Annotated in this window: 12 protein-coding genes; 6 read left to right on the plus strand and 6 right to left on the minus strand. The window is 65.8% G+C overall.

From position 1 onward, the window contains the following. Window positions 1–57 precede the first annotated feature (57 nt). Both FRC98_RS19920 and FRC98_RS21855 read left to right on the plus strand, forming a co-directional pair. The gene (locus FRC98_RS19920) at window positions 58–2,790 is read left to right on the plus strand and encodes a hypothetical protein (protein WP_146983300.1); all 2,733 of its coding nucleotides are present in this window, start codon (window positions 58–60) and stop codon (window positions 2,788–2,790) included. Between the two features lie 4 nt (window positions 2,791–2,794). After that, window positions 2,795–4,987, plus strand: a complete 2,193-nt coding sequence (locus FRC98_RS21855) for a hypothetical protein (protein ID WP_283809669.1) — start codon at window positions 2,795–2,797, stop codon at window positions 4,985–4,987. Between the two features lie 133 nt (window positions 4,988–5,120). Here the strand turns inward: FRC98_RS21855 and FRC98_RS19930 are convergent, their stop codons facing one another. The 5 genes from FRC98_RS19930 to FRC98_RS19950 form a co-directional block, all read right to left on the minus strand. Continuing rightward, window positions 5,121–6,005, minus strand: coding sequence for a CAP domain-containing protein (locus FRC98_RS19930; RefSeq protein ID WP_146983302.1), 885 nt, complete (start codon window positions 6,003–6,005; stop codon window positions 5,121–5,123). Window positions 6,006–6,123: 118 nt separating this feature from the next. Next, window positions 6,124–7,020 carry a carbon-nitrogen hydrolase family protein gene (locus FRC98_RS19935; protein ID WP_230467843.1) on the minus strand — a complete coding sequence of 299 codons (897 nt, stop codon included), beginning with the start codon at window positions 7,018–7,020 and terminating at the stop codon, window positions 6,124–6,126. Next, entirely contained in the window at window positions 7,017–7,631 is a 615-nt protein-coding gene (locus tag FRC98_RS19940; protein ID WP_146983303.1) for a GNAT family N-acetyltransferase, read from the minus strand. Before FRC98_RS19940 ends, FRC98_RS19935 begins: the two co-directional genes overlap by 4 nt. Before the next feature lie 51 nt (window positions 7,632–7,682). Continuing rightward, the gene (gene upp / locus FRC98_RS19945; protein ID WP_146983305.1) at window positions 7,683–8,312 is read right to left on the minus strand and encodes a uracil phosphoribosyltransferase; all 630 of its coding nucleotides are present in this window, start codon (window positions 8,310–8,312) and stop codon (window positions 7,683–7,685) included. 98 nt (window positions 8,313–8,410) lie between these two features. Continuing rightward, window positions 8,411–9,118 carry an SDR family NAD(P)-dependent oxidoreductase gene (locus tag FRC98_RS19950; RefSeq protein WP_146983306.1) on the minus strand — a complete coding sequence of 236 codons (708 nt, stop codon included), beginning with the start codon at window positions 9,116–9,118 and terminating at the stop codon, window positions 8,411–8,413. Window positions 9,119–9,279: 161 nt separating this feature from the next. Between FRC98_RS19950 and FRC98_RS19955 the strand changes: the two genes are divergently transcribed. Together FRC98_RS19955 and FRC98_RS19960 are read left to right on the plus strand one after the other, a co-directional pair. Continuing rightward, window positions 9,280–10,677: a hypothetical protein gene (locus FRC98_RS19955; RefSeq protein WP_146983308.1), complete on the plus strand. Its 1,398-nt coding sequence runs from the start codon at window positions 9,280–9,282 to the stop codon at window positions 10,675–10,677. 101 nt (window positions 10,678–10,778) lie between these two features. Further along, entirely contained in the window at window positions 10,779–13,409 is a 2,631-nt protein-coding gene (locus FRC98_RS19960) for a hypothetical protein (RefSeq protein WP_146983310.1), read from the plus strand. A 41-nt stretch (window positions 13,410–13,450) separates the two neighbouring features. Here FRC98_RS19960 and FRC98_RS19965 read toward each other — a convergent pair whose 3' ends face one another. Further along, a complete protein-coding gene (locus FRC98_RS19965; protein WP_146983312.1) occupies window positions 13,451–15,085 on the minus strand; it encodes a two-component system sensor histidine kinase NtrB in 1,635 nt (544 codons plus the stop codon). A 279-nt stretch (window positions 15,086–15,364) separates the two neighbouring features. Here FRC98_RS19965 and FRC98_RS19970 point away from each other — a divergent pair, with 279 nt between their 5' ends. Together FRC98_RS19970 and FRC98_RS19975 are read left to right on the plus strand one after the other, a co-directional pair. Next, window positions 15,365–17,254 carry a BREX system ATP-binding domain-containing protein gene (locus tag FRC98_RS19970; RefSeq protein ID WP_146983314.1) on the plus strand — a complete coding sequence of 630 codons (1,890 nt, stop codon included), beginning with the start codon at window positions 15,365–15,367 and terminating at the stop codon, window positions 17,252–17,254. 75 nt (window positions 17,255–17,329) lie between these two features. After that, entirely contained in the window at window positions 17,330–18,139 is an 810-nt protein-coding gene (locus FRC98_RS19975; RefSeq protein ID WP_146983315.1) for an alpha/beta fold hydrolase, read from the plus strand. Window positions 18,140–18,718: the final 579 nt, after the last annotated feature.

Raw genomic sequence — 18,718 nt, forward strand, 5'->3', positions numbered from 1 at the left:
CGCATGGTCACTTCACGCCGTCCCACCCCTGCACCTTCGCTACGACGGTGCGTGTGGTTGTCTCTCCTACTCGCGACGCTGAGCCTGGGCTCGGCGGCCTGCGGAGGCGATGAGGTCGCCGACTCCAGCGAGTGGAACACCAACGAGCCCGATGCCGGCGAGGGGGCCGACGCGGACGCCGCCCCCATCGAAGAGGAGCGGCCCGACGCCGAACCCCTGGCGCCTCGCCCCGCCACCATCGTCACAGTGATTGACGTGCCGATGCCCGTGGTCGCCGGCGATCGCTTCAACGTGACCTGCGAGTTTCTCGACGCCGATGGCGAGGTCATCACCTACCCCGAAGACGAAGCGCCTCCCGTACGTTTCGACCACTCCCCATCGGGACTTCTGGAGGTTCGCTCCGGTCAGCTCGAAGCGCAGCACGTGGGTCAGGCCACCATCGCCTGCGCCTCCCCCTCCGTCGGGCTTCGCGACGAAGATCCTCCCTCGGTGGAGATCGTCGCCGGCCCGCTGACGACGCTGAGCACCGAACTCTCCACCTTCCAGATCGTTGCCGGCGACAGCGTGTCAGCGAGCTGCCGGGGCTTTGATGCGTTTTCCAACCCGGTCGATCTGAGCCAGACCGAGCTCCGCCTGATCTCGGATGTGACCAACAGCGGGGTTACCCTGGAGGCCCTTGAAGCCACCATCACCACCGCCGGCTTCTACAACTTGAGCTGCTTCGCCGAGGGCGTTGAAAACTTCAACGAGGTCACCCTCGAAGTGGTCCCGGATCTTCCCGCCGAGCTCATCGTGAGCGTGGTGCCCGACCAGCCCGTCTACGGCACCGGACAGATCATCACGCTCAGCGCCGAGGCCCAGGACCGCTACGGCAACCTCGTTCCTCAGGCGCGCATCACCTATGAGTCCATACCGGCTGGCGAGTCCTTTGGGGACGGGCGTTTCCGCTTTGACCAGGACGGCGTCTACACGCTGCGCGCCTCCATCGACGAGAACAACGCCACCGAGGCGCCCATCAGCCGCGAGGTGGAGATCGTCGTCAACCAGAACGGCCCCTCGATCGTGTGCACCGGCCCCGGCGACGGCACGATGGTCAACCACGCACCCAACACGCTGCTCACCTTCACCGGCACAGTCGAAGACAGCCTGGGCGTCGAGGAGGTGCTGGTCAACGGAAGCACCGCGACCCTCGACGAGCAGGGCAATTTCAGCCACCGCTTCCGCCCTCGCTTCGGCATCAACTTCGTCGACGTGGTCGCCCGCGACACCTACGGCGAAGAGAGCGTGCGCACCTGCTCCTTCCTGGCGACCAACACCTACGGCAATCATCTGCTCTCCACCAACGACGTCGTCTCCCTGCGCCTGGCCCAGGACGCCATCGACGATAAGGGTCACACCACCACCATCCAGAGCCTCAACGACGTGCTCCTGCGCGTTCTGAACAGCGACGGGCTTTTGCAGCAGATTCGCGACGCGGTGGTCTCCAACGGCCTGCTCTCCTTTGGATGCCCGGTCCCCTGGACCGATGACTACTCGGTGAGCATCACCGGCGTGGAGTACTACGGCATCAGCCTTGGTACCGGAAACCTCTACCGGCACCTCACCGAGCTGGACCTCGTCGGCGGCGGTCTGGATATGCAGGCAACGCTCCGCGGGGTGCGCGTTCGCATTCGCGTCTACAGCCCCTCGGGCATTTGTCCGGACTTCAACCCGGTGGCAGACGTCGACCGAGTTACCGTCAACCTGACCAGCAACATCGCGCTTAACGGACAGACGCTCGGCGCTTCTTTGCGTGGCACTCCGAGCGCGAGCGCTGGCGAGATCTCGTTGAGCGGCGGCAACGGCTTCTCCGACCTCGTTTACGGCGCGCTGGGTGATCTTTTCCAGAACACCATCCGCTCCGAGGTCGAAGACGCCGTCGAGTCGGCCATCGTCGACAACTTCGACAGCCTCCTCGGCGATCTTCTCGGCAACCTGGGCACCGACGCCCTCAGCGGCGGCATTGAGGTACCGCGCCTCGATGGCACCGGCCAGATTGAACTTCTTTACGACCTGGGGTTTTCCTCGCTCTCGGTGAGCAGCGCGCGCATGCTTCTGGGGATGCGCACCCGGGTGCGTCCGCAAACCACCGCGATCGCCTACCCGACGCTCGGTGTCGCGGTGCCCCCGGGCTCCTACCTCTATGAGCCCTCCGGCGGCCAGAACACCTCGGTGTCGGTCCACCTGATGCTGCTCAACCAGGCCCTGCACGCCCTCTGGCGCGGCGGACTTCTGGAGGCCGACATCGGCGACGCCCTCTTTGGCGAAGACGCCGAAGGCGCGGCTGTGAGCCTGCGCACCACGCTCCCCCCGGTGGCCGCGCTTAACACCGACGGCACGGCCACGCTGATGCTCGGCGGCATGCGCCTGGAGATGGTCTACCCGGGCCTCTTCGATGAGCCCGTCACCCTGAGCCTGGGCGCCACGGCCAACACCGCCATCAACATCAACAACGGCCAGCTGAGCTTCTCCAACATCACGCTCAACGAGTTCCACCTCTCCCCCGACGAGATCTCGCTCAATGAGGGCACCCGCGACATCCTTGAGGGCTTTTTGCGCGGCTTCTTACAGACGCTGCTCGACGACGCCCTTAACGCGGCGCTGCCGGAGCTTCCGGTGCCCTCCTTTGCGATCTCGCCATCTCTTGGTGTGTACGGCCTGCCGGTGGGCGGGGAGCTCGGGCTGACCAACCCGGCGCTCGACTCGACCAACCGCCACCTCATCCTTCGCGGCAACTTCGGAGTCCGGTGAACCTATGCGACGATCTTTGAGCACGATCTTATTCGCCCTGCTCCCGCTCGCGCTGGGGAGCCTCACACTGACCGCATGCGGCGCCGACTCCGGCCCCGACTCCACCGGCCAGAACACCGACGTGGAGACCGACGCCGGCGATGAAACCGACGTTGAGCCCGAGCCCGAGCCCGCCGACTGGGAAGCGCCCGCCGAGGTTCGCGTCAGCCTCACTCCGGCTCGCCAGGCCTACGCGGTGGACTCGCGCATCACGCCAGCGGCAACCGTCTACGACGGGCTCAACCGCCGCATCAGCCCTCCCGTCCGCTGGCTGGTCACACCGGCCGAGCTCGTCGAGAAAGACGGCGACGAAGATCGCTGGTTCTTGCGCGGCGAAGGCCCTGTGACCTTTAAAGCCTGCGTCGATCTCGACGATGGCGAGGCGGTGTGCGGAAGCCGCATCGCCATGGTCGACTCCGGCCCGCCCACCATCACGCTGGAGAGCCCTCTTCCCGGCGCACAACTCCTGGCATCCGAACACCCCACCATCGAGGTCAGCGGCCAGGTCAGCGACCCCAACCCCATCGTCAGCGTGCACGTCAACGGCAAGGAGGTCGACCTCGACGCCGAGGGCCGCTTCAGCGAGACCTTCGAGCCTCAGCTCGGCCTCAACGCCGTCTACGTCACCGCCTTCGACGGTCTCCACGAGCGGGAGGGCTACGCCGAAGCCAACTTCATCTGGGCGCCGGCCTACCACCCCACCGACGCCGACGGCGCGGTGACCCTGGAGGAGGGCCTGATCCTCAATCTGGGCCAGAACTTCTTCGACGACGGCCAACCTCTCGAAGTCTTAAGTGAGGCCCAGGTCGCCACCAACGATCTGGCCGACATCCTCTACCTGGTCCTTCGCCACATCGACCTGACCTCGCAACTTCCCGACCCCGTCGTCGACTCCAGCGCGCTGACGCTGCGCATCCTGGATGTGGCCGTCAACGAGCCCCGCGTCGAGATCGACGTCACCGACGAGGGCCTGCAGCTCTTCGCGCAGATCCCCAACCTGGTCGCCACCACCGCCGGAGGTCTGGAGCTCAACGACCAGTCCCTGAGCCTGGACGGCGAGCTCAGCGCCAGCCTGGCCATCTTCGCCGAGATCAGCGTCGCCAAAACCAGCGCCGAAGCCCCCTTCGAGGTTGAACTGGAGCGCTTTGAACTGGCCCTGGAACAGGCCACTCCCAACTTCGTCAGCCCCGAGGTCAACGCCGTCTTTGAGCTCGCCGACAGCGCGCTGCGAACAAGCCTGGAGTCGATCATCTTAGAGAGCGTCAACCTCTCGTTCATCGACACCCTGCCCGAGCTCTTGCTCGACGTCTTCACCTCGCTGGAGGGCGCCATCTCCCAGCAGAGCTTTGAGCTCGACCTGGGCATGGGTGAGCCGGTCGCGCTCGACTTCTCCGGCCAGATCTCCCAGCTCGCGCCCGTCTACCGCGAGGGCCTCGACGGCATCGTCCGCGCTCACCTCTCCACCGGCGTCGAGCCGCTTTTTGCCAACAGCCCGGGCGTGCCCCTGCTCAGTGCTCCTTCCTCCGCCCTGCCCTACTTCCAGAGCTCCCGGCTGCAGATCGGGCTGAACACCGCGCTGGTCAACGGCATTTTCCACAGCCTGTGGAATGCCGGGCTGCTCACCATGGACATCAGCGAGATGATCCCGGCCCCCTTCAACACGCTGGTGCAGGCCGCACAGATCGACGGCAAACTCCCGCCCCTGGTCGCCCCGCCGCAGAATGGCGAGCCCTACGACCTGATGATCTATCTGGGCCAGCTGGAGATCGAGATGACCTGGCCCGACCGCGTCGACCGCTTCGGCGCGCGCATCAGCGTCGGCGCCAACATGGGGCTGAGCGGTGGCGAGATCGGCATCACCCTGGCCGAGGAGCCCGACATCCACATGTGGCTCATCGAGTCGTCGATGGGTGAGCCCCAGCTCACGGCCGATATGCTCGAAGAGCTGATGTACGACCAGCTCTGGCCTGAGATTGAAGGCGCCTTTGGCGAGGGCCTCTCCTTTGCGGTGCCGGCCCCCGACCTGGGCGCGCTTGGCGAGTTTTCGCCGGCGTTGGCCGACCTGCAGCTCACTCTGCAGCAGTCTCAGCCCCTGGCCACCCGACAGGGATTTTTGATGGTCGACGCGAACTTCCGCGGCGAGCTCTGGCTGCCTTAATGCGGCCGACCACGCAAATCGCAACCTGCTGAAATCACTAAAGATTTCACACACCAACACACCGCAGCAGCCCGCGAGCACATGCTCGCGGGCTGCTGTGTTTCAGACCACCGAAATCACACCACGCAAGCGCTCAACGCACGCGCCCGAAGTGCTGCACCCAGTAGCGACGGTAGCGCCCGTCGCCCTCATGAAAGGCCACGCCCAGCTGGGTATGGGCCGGGTAGAGGATGTTCTGGCGGTGACCGGGGGAGTCCATCCAGGCCTGCACCACATCCTGGGGGGTGCGCTGCCCGCCGCCGATATTCTCGCCAGTGCAGGTCCCCGAATAGCCCTGGTCGGCGCAACGCTGGAAGAAGCTCGTGCCGTCGAGCGAGTCGTGGGCGAAGTAATCGCAGCGGTCGAGGTCGGTGGCGTGCATCATTGCCGACTCGGCCAGCTCGCCACTGTAGGTCAGCTCGTTGAGCCCCTCCGCGCGACGCTCGGCGTTGGTCAAACGGAAGACCTCGCACTCAAAGGTCGTGCTGTTACCCGGGCAGCTGGTGACCACATCGGCCGGGGGTCCGCAGAAGCGGCAGACACCTTCGATCGCGCCACAGGCCAGATCATCGCCGGGTTCGGGCTCCGGCTCAGGAGTAGGTTCAGGCTCAGGCTCGGGAGTCGGCTCAGGCTCGGGCTCGGGCTCGGGCTCAGGAGTAGGCTCAGGTTCCGGTTCAGGCTCGGGAGTAGGTTCGGGCTCGGGCTCGGGAGTCGGATCAGGCTCAGGAGTAGGTTCGGGCTCGGGCTCGGGCTCAGGTTCCGGCTCGGGAGTCGGCTCGGGCGTCGGCGCCGCCTCATCGGGCGTATACACCTCGGTGCCATGCTCCCCATCGCTCCACGCCACCTCCGGCGCTTCGCTGACCTCATCGCACGCCCACTCACAGGGCTCCTCCGTGCGATCCACCCGCAGATCGTCACCGCCCCCACACGCCAGCAGGCCGCTTGCCAGCAGCGCCGCCATCAGGCTTTGAAACTTCATCGTAGACCTCTCTGAAAGACTCGTGCAGCCAGACCACGGCCACGTTAGCCCCGCAGAGCAGATCCAGAAACCCCTTTTATTTCAACAACTTGTAGAGCACGTCTGTAAAATTACGTTCTCACTCAAGCCCCACCCGCTCGATCTCGGCGTTGGCGGCGACGGCCTGGTTGTCCCAGTCGCGGAAGTTCAAGACCTCCCCGCGCACCCGCACCTCCTCGCTGCGCGCCAGATCCACATCGGCGTATACCCAGCAGGGCGCGTTCCACTCACCGATGGCCTCGATGCCATCTTCGCTAAATCCGACGTCGACCGGCGTGTAGACCGCCGCGCGCCCGCAGTTCTCTTCAATGGCGATCGACCAGGGGGCATCCCCCACGAGCACGGCGTGCGCCACGTAGCACTGGTTCTCCAGCGCGCGGGCCTGGCAGCCGATCTTCACCCGGTGGTAGCCGTAGGGGGTGTCGGTGCAGCTGGGCGCGATGATCAGGTTGGCGCCGGCCTCCACCTGTCGGCGAGCGAGCAGAGGAAACTCGCTGTCGTAGCAGATGTTGATGCCAAAGGCGCCGAAGGGCGTCTCAAAGACCTTGAGCTGGTCGCCGTACGAGATCAGCCAGAGCTCGCTCTCAAAGCGAGTCATCAGGATCTTTTCCTGAAAATCCACTCGCCCCTGGGGGCTGAAGACGTAGGCGCGGTTGCGGTACGAGCCGTCGAGCAGGCGCACCGGATAGGAGCCGCCGATCACATAGACGCCGTACTGCCTGGCGAGCTCGCGGTGCAGCGCCAGATAATCGTCGAGCAGGCGCTGCATCTCCGACATCTGAAAGGGAAGATCCTGGCGCACCTCCTCGGCAAAGAGGCTGACCAGCTCCATGGAGGCGTACTCCGGAAAGACCGCCATCTGCGCCCCCTCACTGGCCGCCTCTTTGACCCACGCCGAGATCTTATCGACGTAGTGATTCCACCCCTCCAGAAAATCCACCGGGTACTGCGCGGTGGCCACACGCACCATGCTCATTCGCTATCCAGGTCTTTGAGCCAGATCTCCATGACTTCGGGCACTTCTTCGACCGTGTCGATCTCTTTCCAGCGCATCATCGTGCGGATCTGAGGTTGACGCTCGTAGCCGCGCTTTCGCCAGAAGGCGTCCAGGGGCTGCCAGCCCTCAGGCCGCCGCGGATGGTCCGGGGGGCGCACCACCGCCGCAAAGCAGGTGAAGCGGAACGCGTCGAGCTCGCGCACATGCGCCTCGCGCTCCTCAAAGAACTTCACGCCCACGCCCTGCCCCCGGTATTCGGGCAGGAGCACCGACTCGGCCAGATAGAAGATCTCGCCAACGTCGTAGCCAAGCTCTTTAAAGGGGCGCTGAAAATCCTCATCGCTCTCGGCCATCGGCATCCCCGTCGACACCCCGACGACCCGCTCGCCATCGAAGGCTGCGACGAGCACGCTCTCGCTCGACTCCAGATAACGCGCCAGATAACGGCTCTCGTAGTCCAGGTCGCCGTCGTAAAGGTAGGGGTAGGTGCGAAAGATCTGGAGGCGCAGCCGCGCCAGATCATCGACGTATTGATGCACCGAATCACCGCTGAGGCGACGGACCTCCACCTGACCAACCTGTTGCGACATCGTCTCGTACTCGAAGAAAGGGGCGCCTCCGGAACGCGGAGGCGCTGAGGGTTATTTGGTGCCGTAGAGGCGATCGCCGGCGTCACCGAGCCCGGGCACAATGTAGCCCTTCTCGTTGAGCTTCTCGTCGATGGCCGCCGTATAAATGGGCACGTCCGGATGTTCGCCGCGCATGTATTCGACGCCCTCGGGCGCGGCCAGAAGGCACATAAACTTGATGGAGCGCGGCTCAAAGGCCTTGATGCGCGCCACGGCCGCCGCCGCCGAGTGCCCGGTGGCAAGCATGGGGTCAACCACGATCACGTCGCGATCATCCATCTGCTCGGGCAACTTCAAATAATACTCGATCGGCTGGAGCGTCTCCGGGTCGCGGTAGAGCCCGATGTGGCCCACGCGCGCCGAGGGGAGAAGTTGCAGAAGGGGGTCCACAAAACCCACGCCGGCGCGAAGAATCGGCACGATCACGAGCTTTTTGCCCACGAGATGCGGGGCGTTCATTTTGGTCAGCGGCGTCTCGATCTCGGCGTACTCGATCGGCAAGTCGCGCGTGACCTCATAGCCGAGCAAAAGCGCCACCTCACCCATCAGGCTGCGAAAGGCGGCGGTGGTGGTGTCTTTCTCCCGCATCAACGAGAGCTTGTGTTGAATCAGCGGGTGATCGATGACGGTCACATCTTCCATGGTCCACCTCCGCGTGGGGTCGGGCGCCTGAGCTAAGGGCAAAAGGGAACTTCCCGCTGGTTGGTAGCCGCTGGGCCGGGGGCGGTCAAGCGCGCCGCTCAGGTTCTGCCGGAGACGACCAGAAGTGCGCCGTTGATGGGATGTTCGTCGGCCGGGCAGAGCCCGTAGATGATCGACGCCAGCTCGCTCGGATCGACCCAGGAGTCGAAGTCGGCATCGGGCATATCCTGGCGGTTGGCCTCGGTGTCGATGATCGAGGGCTGCACCGCGTTGATGGTCACATCGACGCCCTTGACCTCGTCGGCCACCGCGCTGACCAGGGCGTTGAGGCCGGCCTTGGTCGCCGCATACGCGCCCTCGCCAGCGCCGGGCTTCAGCGTGGAGCGCGAGCTGATGAGCACCACGCGCCCGTAACCCCGCGACTTCATCGGCCCCACCACCTCGCGCACCACATAGAGCGAGGAGCGCAGGTTCACGTCGACCAGAAAGTCGATGTCGTCGGGGGCGATCTCGTCGATCTTCGACCAGCGAAACCCGCCGGCGCAATGCACCAACACGTCGATCGCCCCGAGCTCCTCGCGCACGCTGGCGGCGGCGGTGGCAATCGCCTGAGCATCGGTCACGTTGACCTGATGTTGCCACACGCCCTTGCGCTCAGCGTCTTCGACGAGCTTGCCGTGACCGGCGGCGTGCAAGTCCCAGCAGACCACGCGATCGCCGCGTTTTGAAAAATGGGCGACCACATGCTCGCCAAGCGCACCGGCCGCACCGGTGACCACCACCACGCGATTGTTTGCTTCACTCATCCGATCGTCTCCATGAACACAGTCATTGTAAGCGGGCTGGCCAGTCAGGCCCTCGTGCGCAACTTGAGGCAGTGGCCGCGGCGAGCCCTCGGGGATGCGAGGGTAGTCACACTAGCCACCACTTCCATCACATACATGCATATGTCTTTTAAGGGGGGACGATGTCATTGGAACACCATCCGAAGGCGTTGAGCACCAGGATTTTGATGCTCGTGGTTTTAACATGGGGGTTTGCGGGCTGTCATGTACTCAGCGAGTCAGCGCCGGAGTCCGGTCCTGGCGAGCTGACCGATGATCGCACGCGCGCGCTGACCCAGGCTCTCGATCTTCGCTGGTCGGCGCTGATGGCTGATGTTTCCGTGGAGCCTCAGCAGAGCTCGGAGGCCTGGCCGACGATGGGCTATGAGGTCAGCGTGGAGTGCCCGCTGATCTACGACTTCGAGATGACGATGCCGCTGGGCGCGGCCACCGGTCGCCAGAGTACGGGGCGCGTGGAGCTGCGGGCGCACCCACGCGAGGAGGGGGCGTTTGAGTTCGCCAACCGGGCCACCGGGCTCTATCCGGTGCATCGGGGCATCAGGCACCCCGGCAAAGAGTGGTGGCATGAAGACCTGGAGCCGGTCCGGCTGACGCAAAACGAGCGCGGACTGCTCGTTCCGGCCGCCCTGCCCGCGCCCTGGAGCGTAGGCGGGCCGATGCTCTCGCTCGCTGCGCTCTTTCCGCCGGTGCCTCAGGAAGACGCCGCGCGCCCGTGGCCCGCACTGCTTCCGTCGGACGCCGATGGCGATAGCGATGGCGAGGCCGCGCAGATGAGCTCGGCGCTCAACATCCGCGTCGAAGATCGCGTACTACTTGGCGAGGAGCGCGCGCTGGTGCTCGCGGCCGAGGGCGGCCCCGACGATCTTCGGGGGCGCTACCTGGTCTCGGAGCGCGGGCGGGTGGTGGCGGCGGCACTGGTGCTTCCGCGCGGTGACCAGGTGGCCTCTGCGAGCCTGCGGCTGACAGGGGCGTGCGAGGGCCAGCGCTTGCCGCCGGCGCCACAGGCCAACGACGCGCGCAGCCAGATGATCGAGGCCTGGACGCGCTTCTCCAACGCCGCGCGCGAGGCGCAGTGGGAGCGTGCGCTGCATCTGCTCGACCCCGCGCTCCGAGACACCCACGGCGATGACGCCATCACCGCGCTCCTGGCCGACCACCTGAGCCACTTTGGCCCGGCCGCCCTGGGGAGCCTCTCCCCCTCCTCACCCCTGAGCGAAGACGACGGGCGCGTCACCCTCCAGCTGCAGGGCCGCACCTTCCCAGACGAAGACGGACTCGTCGCCGATGTGATCACCGAGGTGGTTGCCATCCGCACCGAGCGCGGGCTTCGCATCAAGCGCGTGCGCACAACCCTCGACCCGCAGGGGGAGCCCCGCGAGCTCTTGGATGTCAGCGCCAATACGCTGCGCAGCAGCGCGTCAAACCCCACCGAGGCCGCGCTTGATGAGGCCAGCGACGCCCCGGCCGAAGGCAGCGCTCCCACCGATGCTCCTGCCGCGGAGGGCTCCGAAGTGCGCTAATTTCTTTCATTTCGTGCCGGTCATGGTAACGATGAGTGAGGCGCCAACCGGGCGCCCTGGCACGTCTCACTCCCCTTTGCTTTTCCCCGGCTGCGTTGAAGATGTCGGACAACGCCACCATCCTGCGCGAGATCGAGTGCACCGGCTGCGCCGCGCGTTTTCGCGTGCGCGGCCCGGCCGGCCAACCTCTGGCCGCCGGCGTGGACTGCCCGCTCTGCGGCGCGCCCATCGCGCTGAACCGCAGCGGCGATCAGAGCTTTGCGAAGCTCAGCCACGCCAGCGTCTTCGGCCACCAGGCCCCGCTCCCCACCGCCGAGCCACCCCGGCGCAAAAGCGCCGCGCCGGCCCCCATCACCGAGCAGGCCGAGGCGGAACCGGATCTCCCGAAGCCGCGTCTGGGCCTCTTTGAGGCCCGCAGCGCCCATCACCGCTCGCCAGAGGCCGATCGACCCAACCCGATGCGCCCCCTGGCCGCCGCGCTCCTGCGTGAGCTGCGCGGCAAGGCGCCGACCCCCACCGCCGACCAGCCTCCTCCCAGCCCCCTGACCCCGCCGCGCGCCGCGCCGGGCGGCGAAGATGACCTGAGCGCCCTCGATGAGGGCTGGGGCGAGGGCTGGCTGGGTGATGCGCTCAGCGATGCGGCCGACGAGCTCTTCATCGTCGACGACTCCCCCGCGCCTTTTGAGCGGCTGCCGGGGGCCGACGATGCAAAACCTCAGGCCAGCAGCCCTCCGCCCCCCATCCCCACCCCCCCGGCTCCCGACGCGGACGGGGACGCCGAAGAGATCGACGACGCCGACATCGAAGAGGTCGACGTGGCGCCGGGGATCACCATGCCCTCGGACGCGCCCGCGCAAGAACCGAGGGTCACCCCCGCGCAAGAACCGAGGGTCGCCCCCGCGCAAGAACCGAGGGTCACCCCTGAGCCACTAACGACGGGCGATTCACGCGATGATCGCGCCGAGAACCGCCGCAGCGAAGCGTCCGCTCGGCCGCATGCAGCGCCAACTTCTGGCACACGTGATCCTTTCAATATTGAGAGCATCCTGGAGAGCGCGCTGCCCTCGGCCAGGCGCTACAGCCTGAAGATCGGCGACGCGATCTACGGCAACATCGACACCTCGATGCTCCTGGCGCTTTTTCAGCGGGGGGTGTGGGTGATCGCCGACGCCATCGCCGAGGATGATGGCCCCTTCGTGCCCCTCGAAGAGCATCCGATCTACGAGAAGGTGCAGGCCTCACTGACCAGGGGGCTACACGCGATGCTGCTCGCGCACGCCACCCGCCAGAGCGCGACGCCGGCGCGCGCCGACCAACTGCCGGCCTTCCAGGCCGAGATCGCCGAGACGCCGGCCCCGGCGGAGCGTTCGCTGTGGAGCCGCATCAGCGCAAACCACGTGCTCCCCTGGACGGTGGCGCTGGTAGCCACCGGCGTGGCCAGCGCCGCGGTGACCTACGCGGCCTTCGCCCCGGCTGCGGCCACCACGCAGAGCGAGAGCGTGGCGTACGCCCCGGCGGTGGCGGTGGAGCCGATGCTCATCGACGACTTTGCGCTGGAGCGTGAGCGCCAGCGCCGTGTCCATGAGGCCATTGAGGTCGCCGTCGACCGCGTCGATGAGGCCCTGGAGATCGCCCCCGACGAGCTAGCACAGGCCGCGCTGAGCGAGGGCGATCACAGCCTGGCGCGTCGTATTCTCACCCGCGCCTACGCCCAGGCGCCGACACCGGGGGAGTTGCAGGCGCTCTTCGATCAGTCGTTGGAGGTCGACCCGGCGCTCTATGCTCCGCTGGAGACGTTGGAGCCCTCGCCAGAGGTCGCGTTACGCGCGCTCGGCGGCGGCCGCTCGGTGAGTTTGCGCCTGACCGAAGGTGGCGAGAGCCGCTACGCCTTTAAACCGGCCCAGTTCGAGTGGGAAGACGGCTGGAAGGCCGAGATCGCCGCCTTCCGCCTCTGCCAGATCTTGCCCTGCGCCTTTCGCGTGCCCGAAAACAAACACGCTCGCCTGACCCGGGAGGCCTTCGACGAGCTCTACGGACGCGTCAACACCTCCCGCCAGCGCAACTACGCCGAGGCCCGCTTCGAGGATCTTCGCTGGGTACTTGAGCGCGATGAGCGTGGCCAGGAGCAGGAGTTCCTGCACGGCGTCATCAAAGCGTGGGAACCCGAAATCCACCAATGGCCCATCGAATACACCGACGTCTGGCAGCCCCTGGTCGACCTCAACGCCGATCCGAAACTTCTGGAGCAGCCCGCCCCGGAGTTTCTGCAGACACTTATCGATCGCGATGAGACCGGCCAGGCGCGCCGACTTCGCGGGGAGTTGGGCGAGACGTCGACGCGTGAGATTGCGCGCCAGCTCTCCAACATCACCGTGTTCGACTACCTGACCAACAACTTCGATCGCTACAGCGGTGTGGAGGAGTACTACGGGGTCAACAACCACTTCGTGGACGGCACCTTCTTGAGCCTGGACAACGGCGCGGCCTTCCAGTTTCAGCCGATGGCGGTGGTAGAGCGCAGGCTACCGGGGGTCACCCGCTTTAGCCGCACGATGATCGACGCGGTACGCATGATGCGACCGGAGGTCGTCGACCCCATCCTCTTCCCCGAGCAGAACAACCGCGACCGGTTGCGCCTTAAGGTCTTCTGGCAACAGCGCGAAAAGTTGCTGATGCACGTCGATCGCCTGGTGGCCGAACACGGCGAAGAGGCGGTCTACGCCTTTGAGTGAGACAATGGTGAGGACGTCGTCAACGCCGGCATCGTCAACCTTCAGCGCCGGCGTGGACGACCATTTACCGGAAGGCGCAGCGTAAAGCAGGTCCCCTCGCCCACCACGCTCTCGCACTCCAGCTGCCCGCCGAGCTCGTCGACGAGGCTGCGCGCCACGAAGAGCCCCAGCCCGGTGCCGCGACCGACTGGCGAAGTTGTGAAGAAGGGGTCGAAGATCTGCCGCAGCATCTCCGGGGCGATGCCCCGGCCATTGTCGCGCACCTCCACGATGGCCTCATCAGGCTGGCGACGCGTGCGCACGACAACCTCACCGCCCTGCTCTCCCTCGTCGAAGGCATGCGTAACGTTGAGCAGCAGGCTCACCAACACCTGGGTGAGTCGTGTGGTATTGGCCCGAACCTGCCCCAGCGCATCTCCCACGCGTCGCATCGTGGCGACCTGACCGACCTCACCGGCGCTGATGGTCATGGCATCGTTGAGGCATTGCTCCAGGTCGATCCAGTCGACCTCATCGTCGGCACCGCCGGAGAAGGCGCGCATCGCATCGACAATTCGCCGCATACGCTCCACGCCGTCGAGTGCATCGCTGAGCGCCTCATCCACCGCTCCCACCTCGGGCTCCCCCTGACGCAGCGCTCGCAACGAGAAGCGCAGGTTGGCGTCGACAAAGGAGAGGGGGTTGTTGATCTCATGCGCGATGCCCGAGGCCAGCGTCCCGACGGCCATCATCCGATCGGTGAGCAACAGCCGCGCGTGCATCTTCTGGTAGTCGCTCATGTCGCGGATGGCGATGACGCGACTCTCCACCGCGCCGGGCATCGGGCTGACGGTGTAAACGACCGCGACGCGCGCGCCGTCGGCCCGCTCAAAAGCATCATCGTGGCAGCGCACATCAGCGCCACTGGCGAGCGCAAGCTCCAGGGCGCAGAGGCCCTCGTCGACGTGATCGCAACACGAGGCTCGGGGGTGCACCAGCGCGTGAAAATCCCGCGCGTGCATCGCCTCCACGCTCAGCCCCAGAATCTTTGCGGCGCTCGGATTCGCGAACATCACTCGCCCGGCAGCATCAAGCGTCACCACCCCCTCTCCGAGTCCGTGAGCCGCACCGCGACCCAGGGTCATGCGTTGCTCCAGATCGGCCGCGCGGGACTGCGCGTAGGTCAACGCCTCGCGGATCATCGCGGCGAGGCGCGCGCGTTTGATCGTAGCGCCGATGATACGGGTGGCCCGGGAGGCCAGACGACGCGATGCCGCATCAAAAGGCCGTGACCAGGACAGTAGCGCGACCACCGCACGCGCCCCATCGCCCACCTCCAGCTTTAAGCCCAGGCCCATCCCCCAGGGCTCACCGGCGCGCGGCGAAAGTTCAACAACATCGCCCCCGGTGTAGAAGGGCTCGAGCGCCAGCCCCTCTCCCCACGCCCGCAACTCCTCGGCATTGCCCTCATCGACCCACGCCCGCACCACGCGCCCGCTCCCCTGCAGCGCATCGTCGAGGATCACCACGCAGCCATCGCCCAGACGTCCGGCAAGGCGCGGTGGCAGCGTCTCAATGAGGGTGTCCACCCCCTCGCCATCGATCCACATCGCCAGCAGCGCGAAGAGCTCCTCCATATCGCGTTCGCCAGCCACCCAGCTCAAGTACCGCGTGACGTCCGTATCACTGCTCTCCATAGATCTCGCCAGTTTTGCCGGCCACAACCCCTGATGGCCTGATCAACGGGATGCTTCGCTCACATGCCCCCCGCAACGTCTTTCGGGATTCGATGATCGTATCGTAACGAAATTTCTAATTCTTCAAAGCTTCATTTTGCGATTTCTCAAGCTTATACCGGCACTTAAGCACCTTTCTTCGCGCACAATTTGCGCGACACGGCGGACTTGCCACTGCCCACGTTTTCGTTGAGGCTTGCGCCCGACGCTGCCCTCCCCCCGACGTTGAGCGACGATCCGATGCCATTGCCCCCGACAGACGCTACCACCTGGAAGGCCTACTCCGAGGCCATCTACGAGCTCGTGCGCGATGAGGCGCCCTTCGAGTTGCGGGTCGGCGAGGAGGCCGGGGCGTTGCTGACGCTGGAAGGGCTCGAGGCGCAGACCCCGTGGGCCGTGATCACCGCGTTTAACCCCGCCTCCCGCCTTCAATCGCCCGCCGAGAACGCCCGCGCCCACGCCGCGCTGAGCGATCTTCTGCACCAAAAAGGATTCGCCCACCTGCCTACCCGCGCTCGCGATCCCCACGGCGAATGGCCCATTGAGGATGGCTTTTTGATCTTTCCCATTGAGGCTAATGAGGCCCGGAAGATCGCGCGCCGCTTTGCTCAGAACGCTGTCCTCATCGGCCGCGGTCAGGGGCCGACAGAGCTGCTGGACTGCCGCCTCACCCCTGACTCCCACCTCCCTCCCCGCGTCGTTGAAGCGATGCGCCTGGGGGTTGTTCCCGACGAGTCCGTCGACGCCTACACCGTAGGTCGCGACACCGAGCTCGCTCTCATCGACGCCGACTTAGACGCGCTGGCCCACGGCGCGGGCAACCTGCGCGTGCTTCTGGCGGACTACGGCTCCGGCAAGACCCACCTTCTCGAAGTCATCGCCCGCCGCGCCCTGGCCCAGAACTTTCTGGTAGCCCGCGTGGTGCTCGACGCCGAGGGCGCCGCTCCCAGCCACCCGGGCCGGGTCTACCGCGGGCTTATCGACCAGCTCACCTACCCGGAGCGCCCCGATGCCCCCCGCCAGGGGCTCACCCCGCTCTTTGAGCGCGCGCTTCAGAGCCCCATCGCCCGCGCGCGCTTCGACCTTCCCGATGTGCCCGAACGCCATGTACCCGGACGACCCTCGGTCGTGGAAAATCGACCCTCTGTACCCGGACGACCCTCTGTACCCGGACGACCCTCGGTCATGGAAAATCGACCCTCGGTCAATGCCCCCGGACGACCCTCGGTCATGGAAAATCGACCCTCGGTCAATGCCCCCGGACGACCCTCGGTCGTGGAAAATCAACCCTCGGTCAAGGAGAGCAACGATCTTCCAGCGCCCTCGGCGCATCTCTATCTGACCACCGCGCTGACCCATTTTGAACGACTCCCGGTCGGTGCCCACCCGGAGCTTCGCGACCGCCTGATGCGCTGGATCGAGGGTCAACCCATCGGCCGAAACCGCGATCTCGACCAGGATCTGCGCAAACTTCGGGGCAAGCACCGCACCGTCTACAGCCTCAAAGATTATCGCCCCTGGGCACGTATCTACGCCTACCTTTTGAGCGGCATCGACACCCTGGCCCGCGACGCCGGTTACCGGGGTTTGGTGCTCCTCTTTGACGAAGCAGAGCGATTCGCGCTCCTCTCCAGCGAGAACCGCGCCCACGCCGAGAACCTCTTTAAGGCGATGGCCGCCGCCAGCGTGGGCGCCGACGCTGCGCCCTTTGAGCGCGACGACCTCTCCGGAGGCGGCCTGGGCGTCTTACAGACCCTTCCGGCCCGCTACCACAGTCGTCACGGGCTGCTGGCGATCTTCGCGATGACACCAGACGACCAGGGTGTCGATGTGCTGCGTCAGGCCGCTCCCGACGACGCTTTCATCGACCTGAAGCTGCTCGGTGGCGACGACTTTGAAAAACTCGCAAGCCGGGTGCTGCGCCTCTACCGCGCCGCACACGAGGAGCCCCTTCCGCCAGCCCTCGACACGCTTCTCCCCCGCATCGTCAGCGGACTTCATCGCCACGGGCTGCTCAACACACCGCGCCAGTCGATGAAGTTCATCGTCGAGATCCTCGACATCGCGCGCCGCCGCCCCGCCGAGCTACGCGACGCAGTCGGCGAGCTTCAGGGGCTGCTCAACACGTGAGATTTTAGTCCTGGACGGCGCCCCGGCGGTGCCCAACTTGCTCGTCAGCCTTACGCCGTCTTTCGGAAAATAATCATGCCGACCGCTCTCACCGTCTCCCCCTCGCTGCACGTCGTCGAAGACCTCAAACTAGGCCCGCTCATCATCGGTCTGCACGGCTGGGGGGGAAGCCACCACACCTTCGATCCGCTTCGCGAGCACCTTCCGCCCGACCGCGCTTTTGCGGCCTGCGACTGGCCGGGCTACGGCCGTTCGCCGGCTCCGGCGAACTTCACCCTGGATACCATCGTGGAACCGGTGGCCGCGTGGCTGCGCGCTCTGCGCGATCTTCACCCCGGTCCCTTTATCGCCGTGGGAAGTTGCAGCGGCGCCCTCTTCGGAATTGAGCTTCTGCGCCGCCATCCGGGCGCGCTGGACCACCTCGTCATGGTCGAGCCCTTCGCGTTTAACCCCTGGTATTTGAAGCTCTTTCTGATCCCCGGCTTCGGCCGCCTGGCCTACGTCTCGACCTTCGCCAACCCGCTGGGTCGCTGGCTCACCAACCGCTCGCTTTCCGCGCAGAGCGACGAGCAGCCGGACATGACCACCGTCGCTCATACCCCCAACCGCACCACGCTGGCTTACCTGCGCGAGCTCGATCGGATGGGCAACGCGCGGCGCTTCGCCTCGGTGCAAACCCCACTCTCACTCGTACGCGGAGAGCGCACTTTTGGTGCGCTGATCCGCGGGATTCCGATGTGGCAGGAGCTTTTCCCCGACGCGCCGCTCGACGTGGTGGAGGGTGCGGGGCACCTCCCGTTGAGCGAGAAGCCGGAGTTGCTGGCGAGGTTGGTCGAACGTGAGGCGGCCCGGGCCACGGAGAAGGTCGGTCGGAGTGCGGGGTGAGTGCGATCCCATCGCGATATCGCGACACTTAAACGACCGTCGGTCGTATCGGTCAAACGACCGACAGTCGAAAGAAGTCCCGTATTTATGCGCCTCTACGCGCTCTCACCCCGTCGAAAATGCCGCGAATTTCGCTCGATTTCCCCCCAAACTGGCATCAACGCCACCCAATACACCGCAATCCATCCGAAAATGACCGGAAATTACCGCCTTTTGCCCGCCCCCATCCCTATCCGTTGAGCAAAATCCTCGCGCCTCTCTCGCTCACCCCCACCCCGCGAACAGAGCTCCGCCTCAACGCATCCTCAGCGCGAAATAGACATACTCTCCCCGGATTCTCGACATTGCTCCACTAAACAGTGCTCCACCAACAGGGCGAGCCATCTACCTCGGAACTCTCCCCACGCACGACCGCGCTCAAGCCCCCTAAGCGACCTCTCTCCCCCGCCCACCGCGAACCTGATAGTTCTGAAAATTCGCCGCCAGCCCCGCCTCACTGGGATCCCCCTCCCGGCACGTGATCGGCGCGTTTCGCCTCAGCCACAGCGTGCCGCAGGGAAAAACGCAGCGCTTCTTCCC

Source organism: Lujinxingia vulgaris, from assembly GCF_007997015.1.
GTDB lineage: Bacteria > Myxococcota_A > Bradymonadia > Bradymonadales > Bradymonadaceae > Lujinxingia > Lujinxingia vulgaris.

Bases quoted from the DNA above. Each gene is read 5' to 3' on its own strand.
- FRC98_RS19975 (WP_146983315.1), top strand. From the start codon at position 17,330: ATGCCGACCGCTCTCACCGTCTCCCCCTCGCTGCACGTCGTCGAAGAC.
- FRC98_RS19930 (WP_146983302.1), bottom strand. From the start codon at position 6,005: ATGAAGTTTCAAAGCCTGATGGCGGCGCTGCTGGCAAGCGGCCTGCTG.
- FRC98_RS19965 (WP_146983312.1), bottom strand. From the start codon at position 15,085: ATGGAGAGCAGTGATACGGACGTCACGCGGTACTTGAGCTGGGTGGCT.
- FRC98_RS19970 (WP_146983314.1), top strand. From the start codon at position 15,365: ATGCCATTGCCCCCGACAGACGCTACCACCTGGAAGGCCTACTCCGAG.
- FRC98_RS21855 (WP_283809669.1), top strand. From the start codon at position 2,795: ATGCGACGATCTTTGAGCACGATCTTATTCGCCCTGCTCCCGCTCGCG.
- FRC98_RS19935 (WP_230467843.1), bottom strand. From the start codon at position 7,020: ATGAGCATGGTGCGTGTGGCCACCGCGCAGTACCCGGTGGATTTTCTG.
- FRC98_RS19950 (WP_146983306.1), bottom strand. From the start codon at position 9,118: ATGAGTGAAGCAAACAATCGCGTGGTGGTGGTCACCGGTGCGGCCGGT.
- upp (WP_146983305.1), bottom strand. From the start codon at position 8,312: ATGGAAGATGTGACCGTCATCGATCACCCGCTGATTCAACACAAGCTC.
- FRC98_RS19955 (WP_146983308.1), top strand. From the start codon at position 9,280: ATGTCATTGGAACACCATCCGAAGGCGTTGAGCACCAGGATTTTGATG.
- FRC98_RS19940 (WP_146983303.1), bottom strand. From the start codon at position 7,631: ATGTCGCAACAGGTTGGTCAGGTGGAGGTCCGTCGCCTCAGCGGTGAT.
- FRC98_RS19960 (WP_146983310.1), top strand. From the start codon at position 10,779: ATGTCGGACAACGCCACCATCCTGCGCGAGATCGAGTGCACCGGCTGC.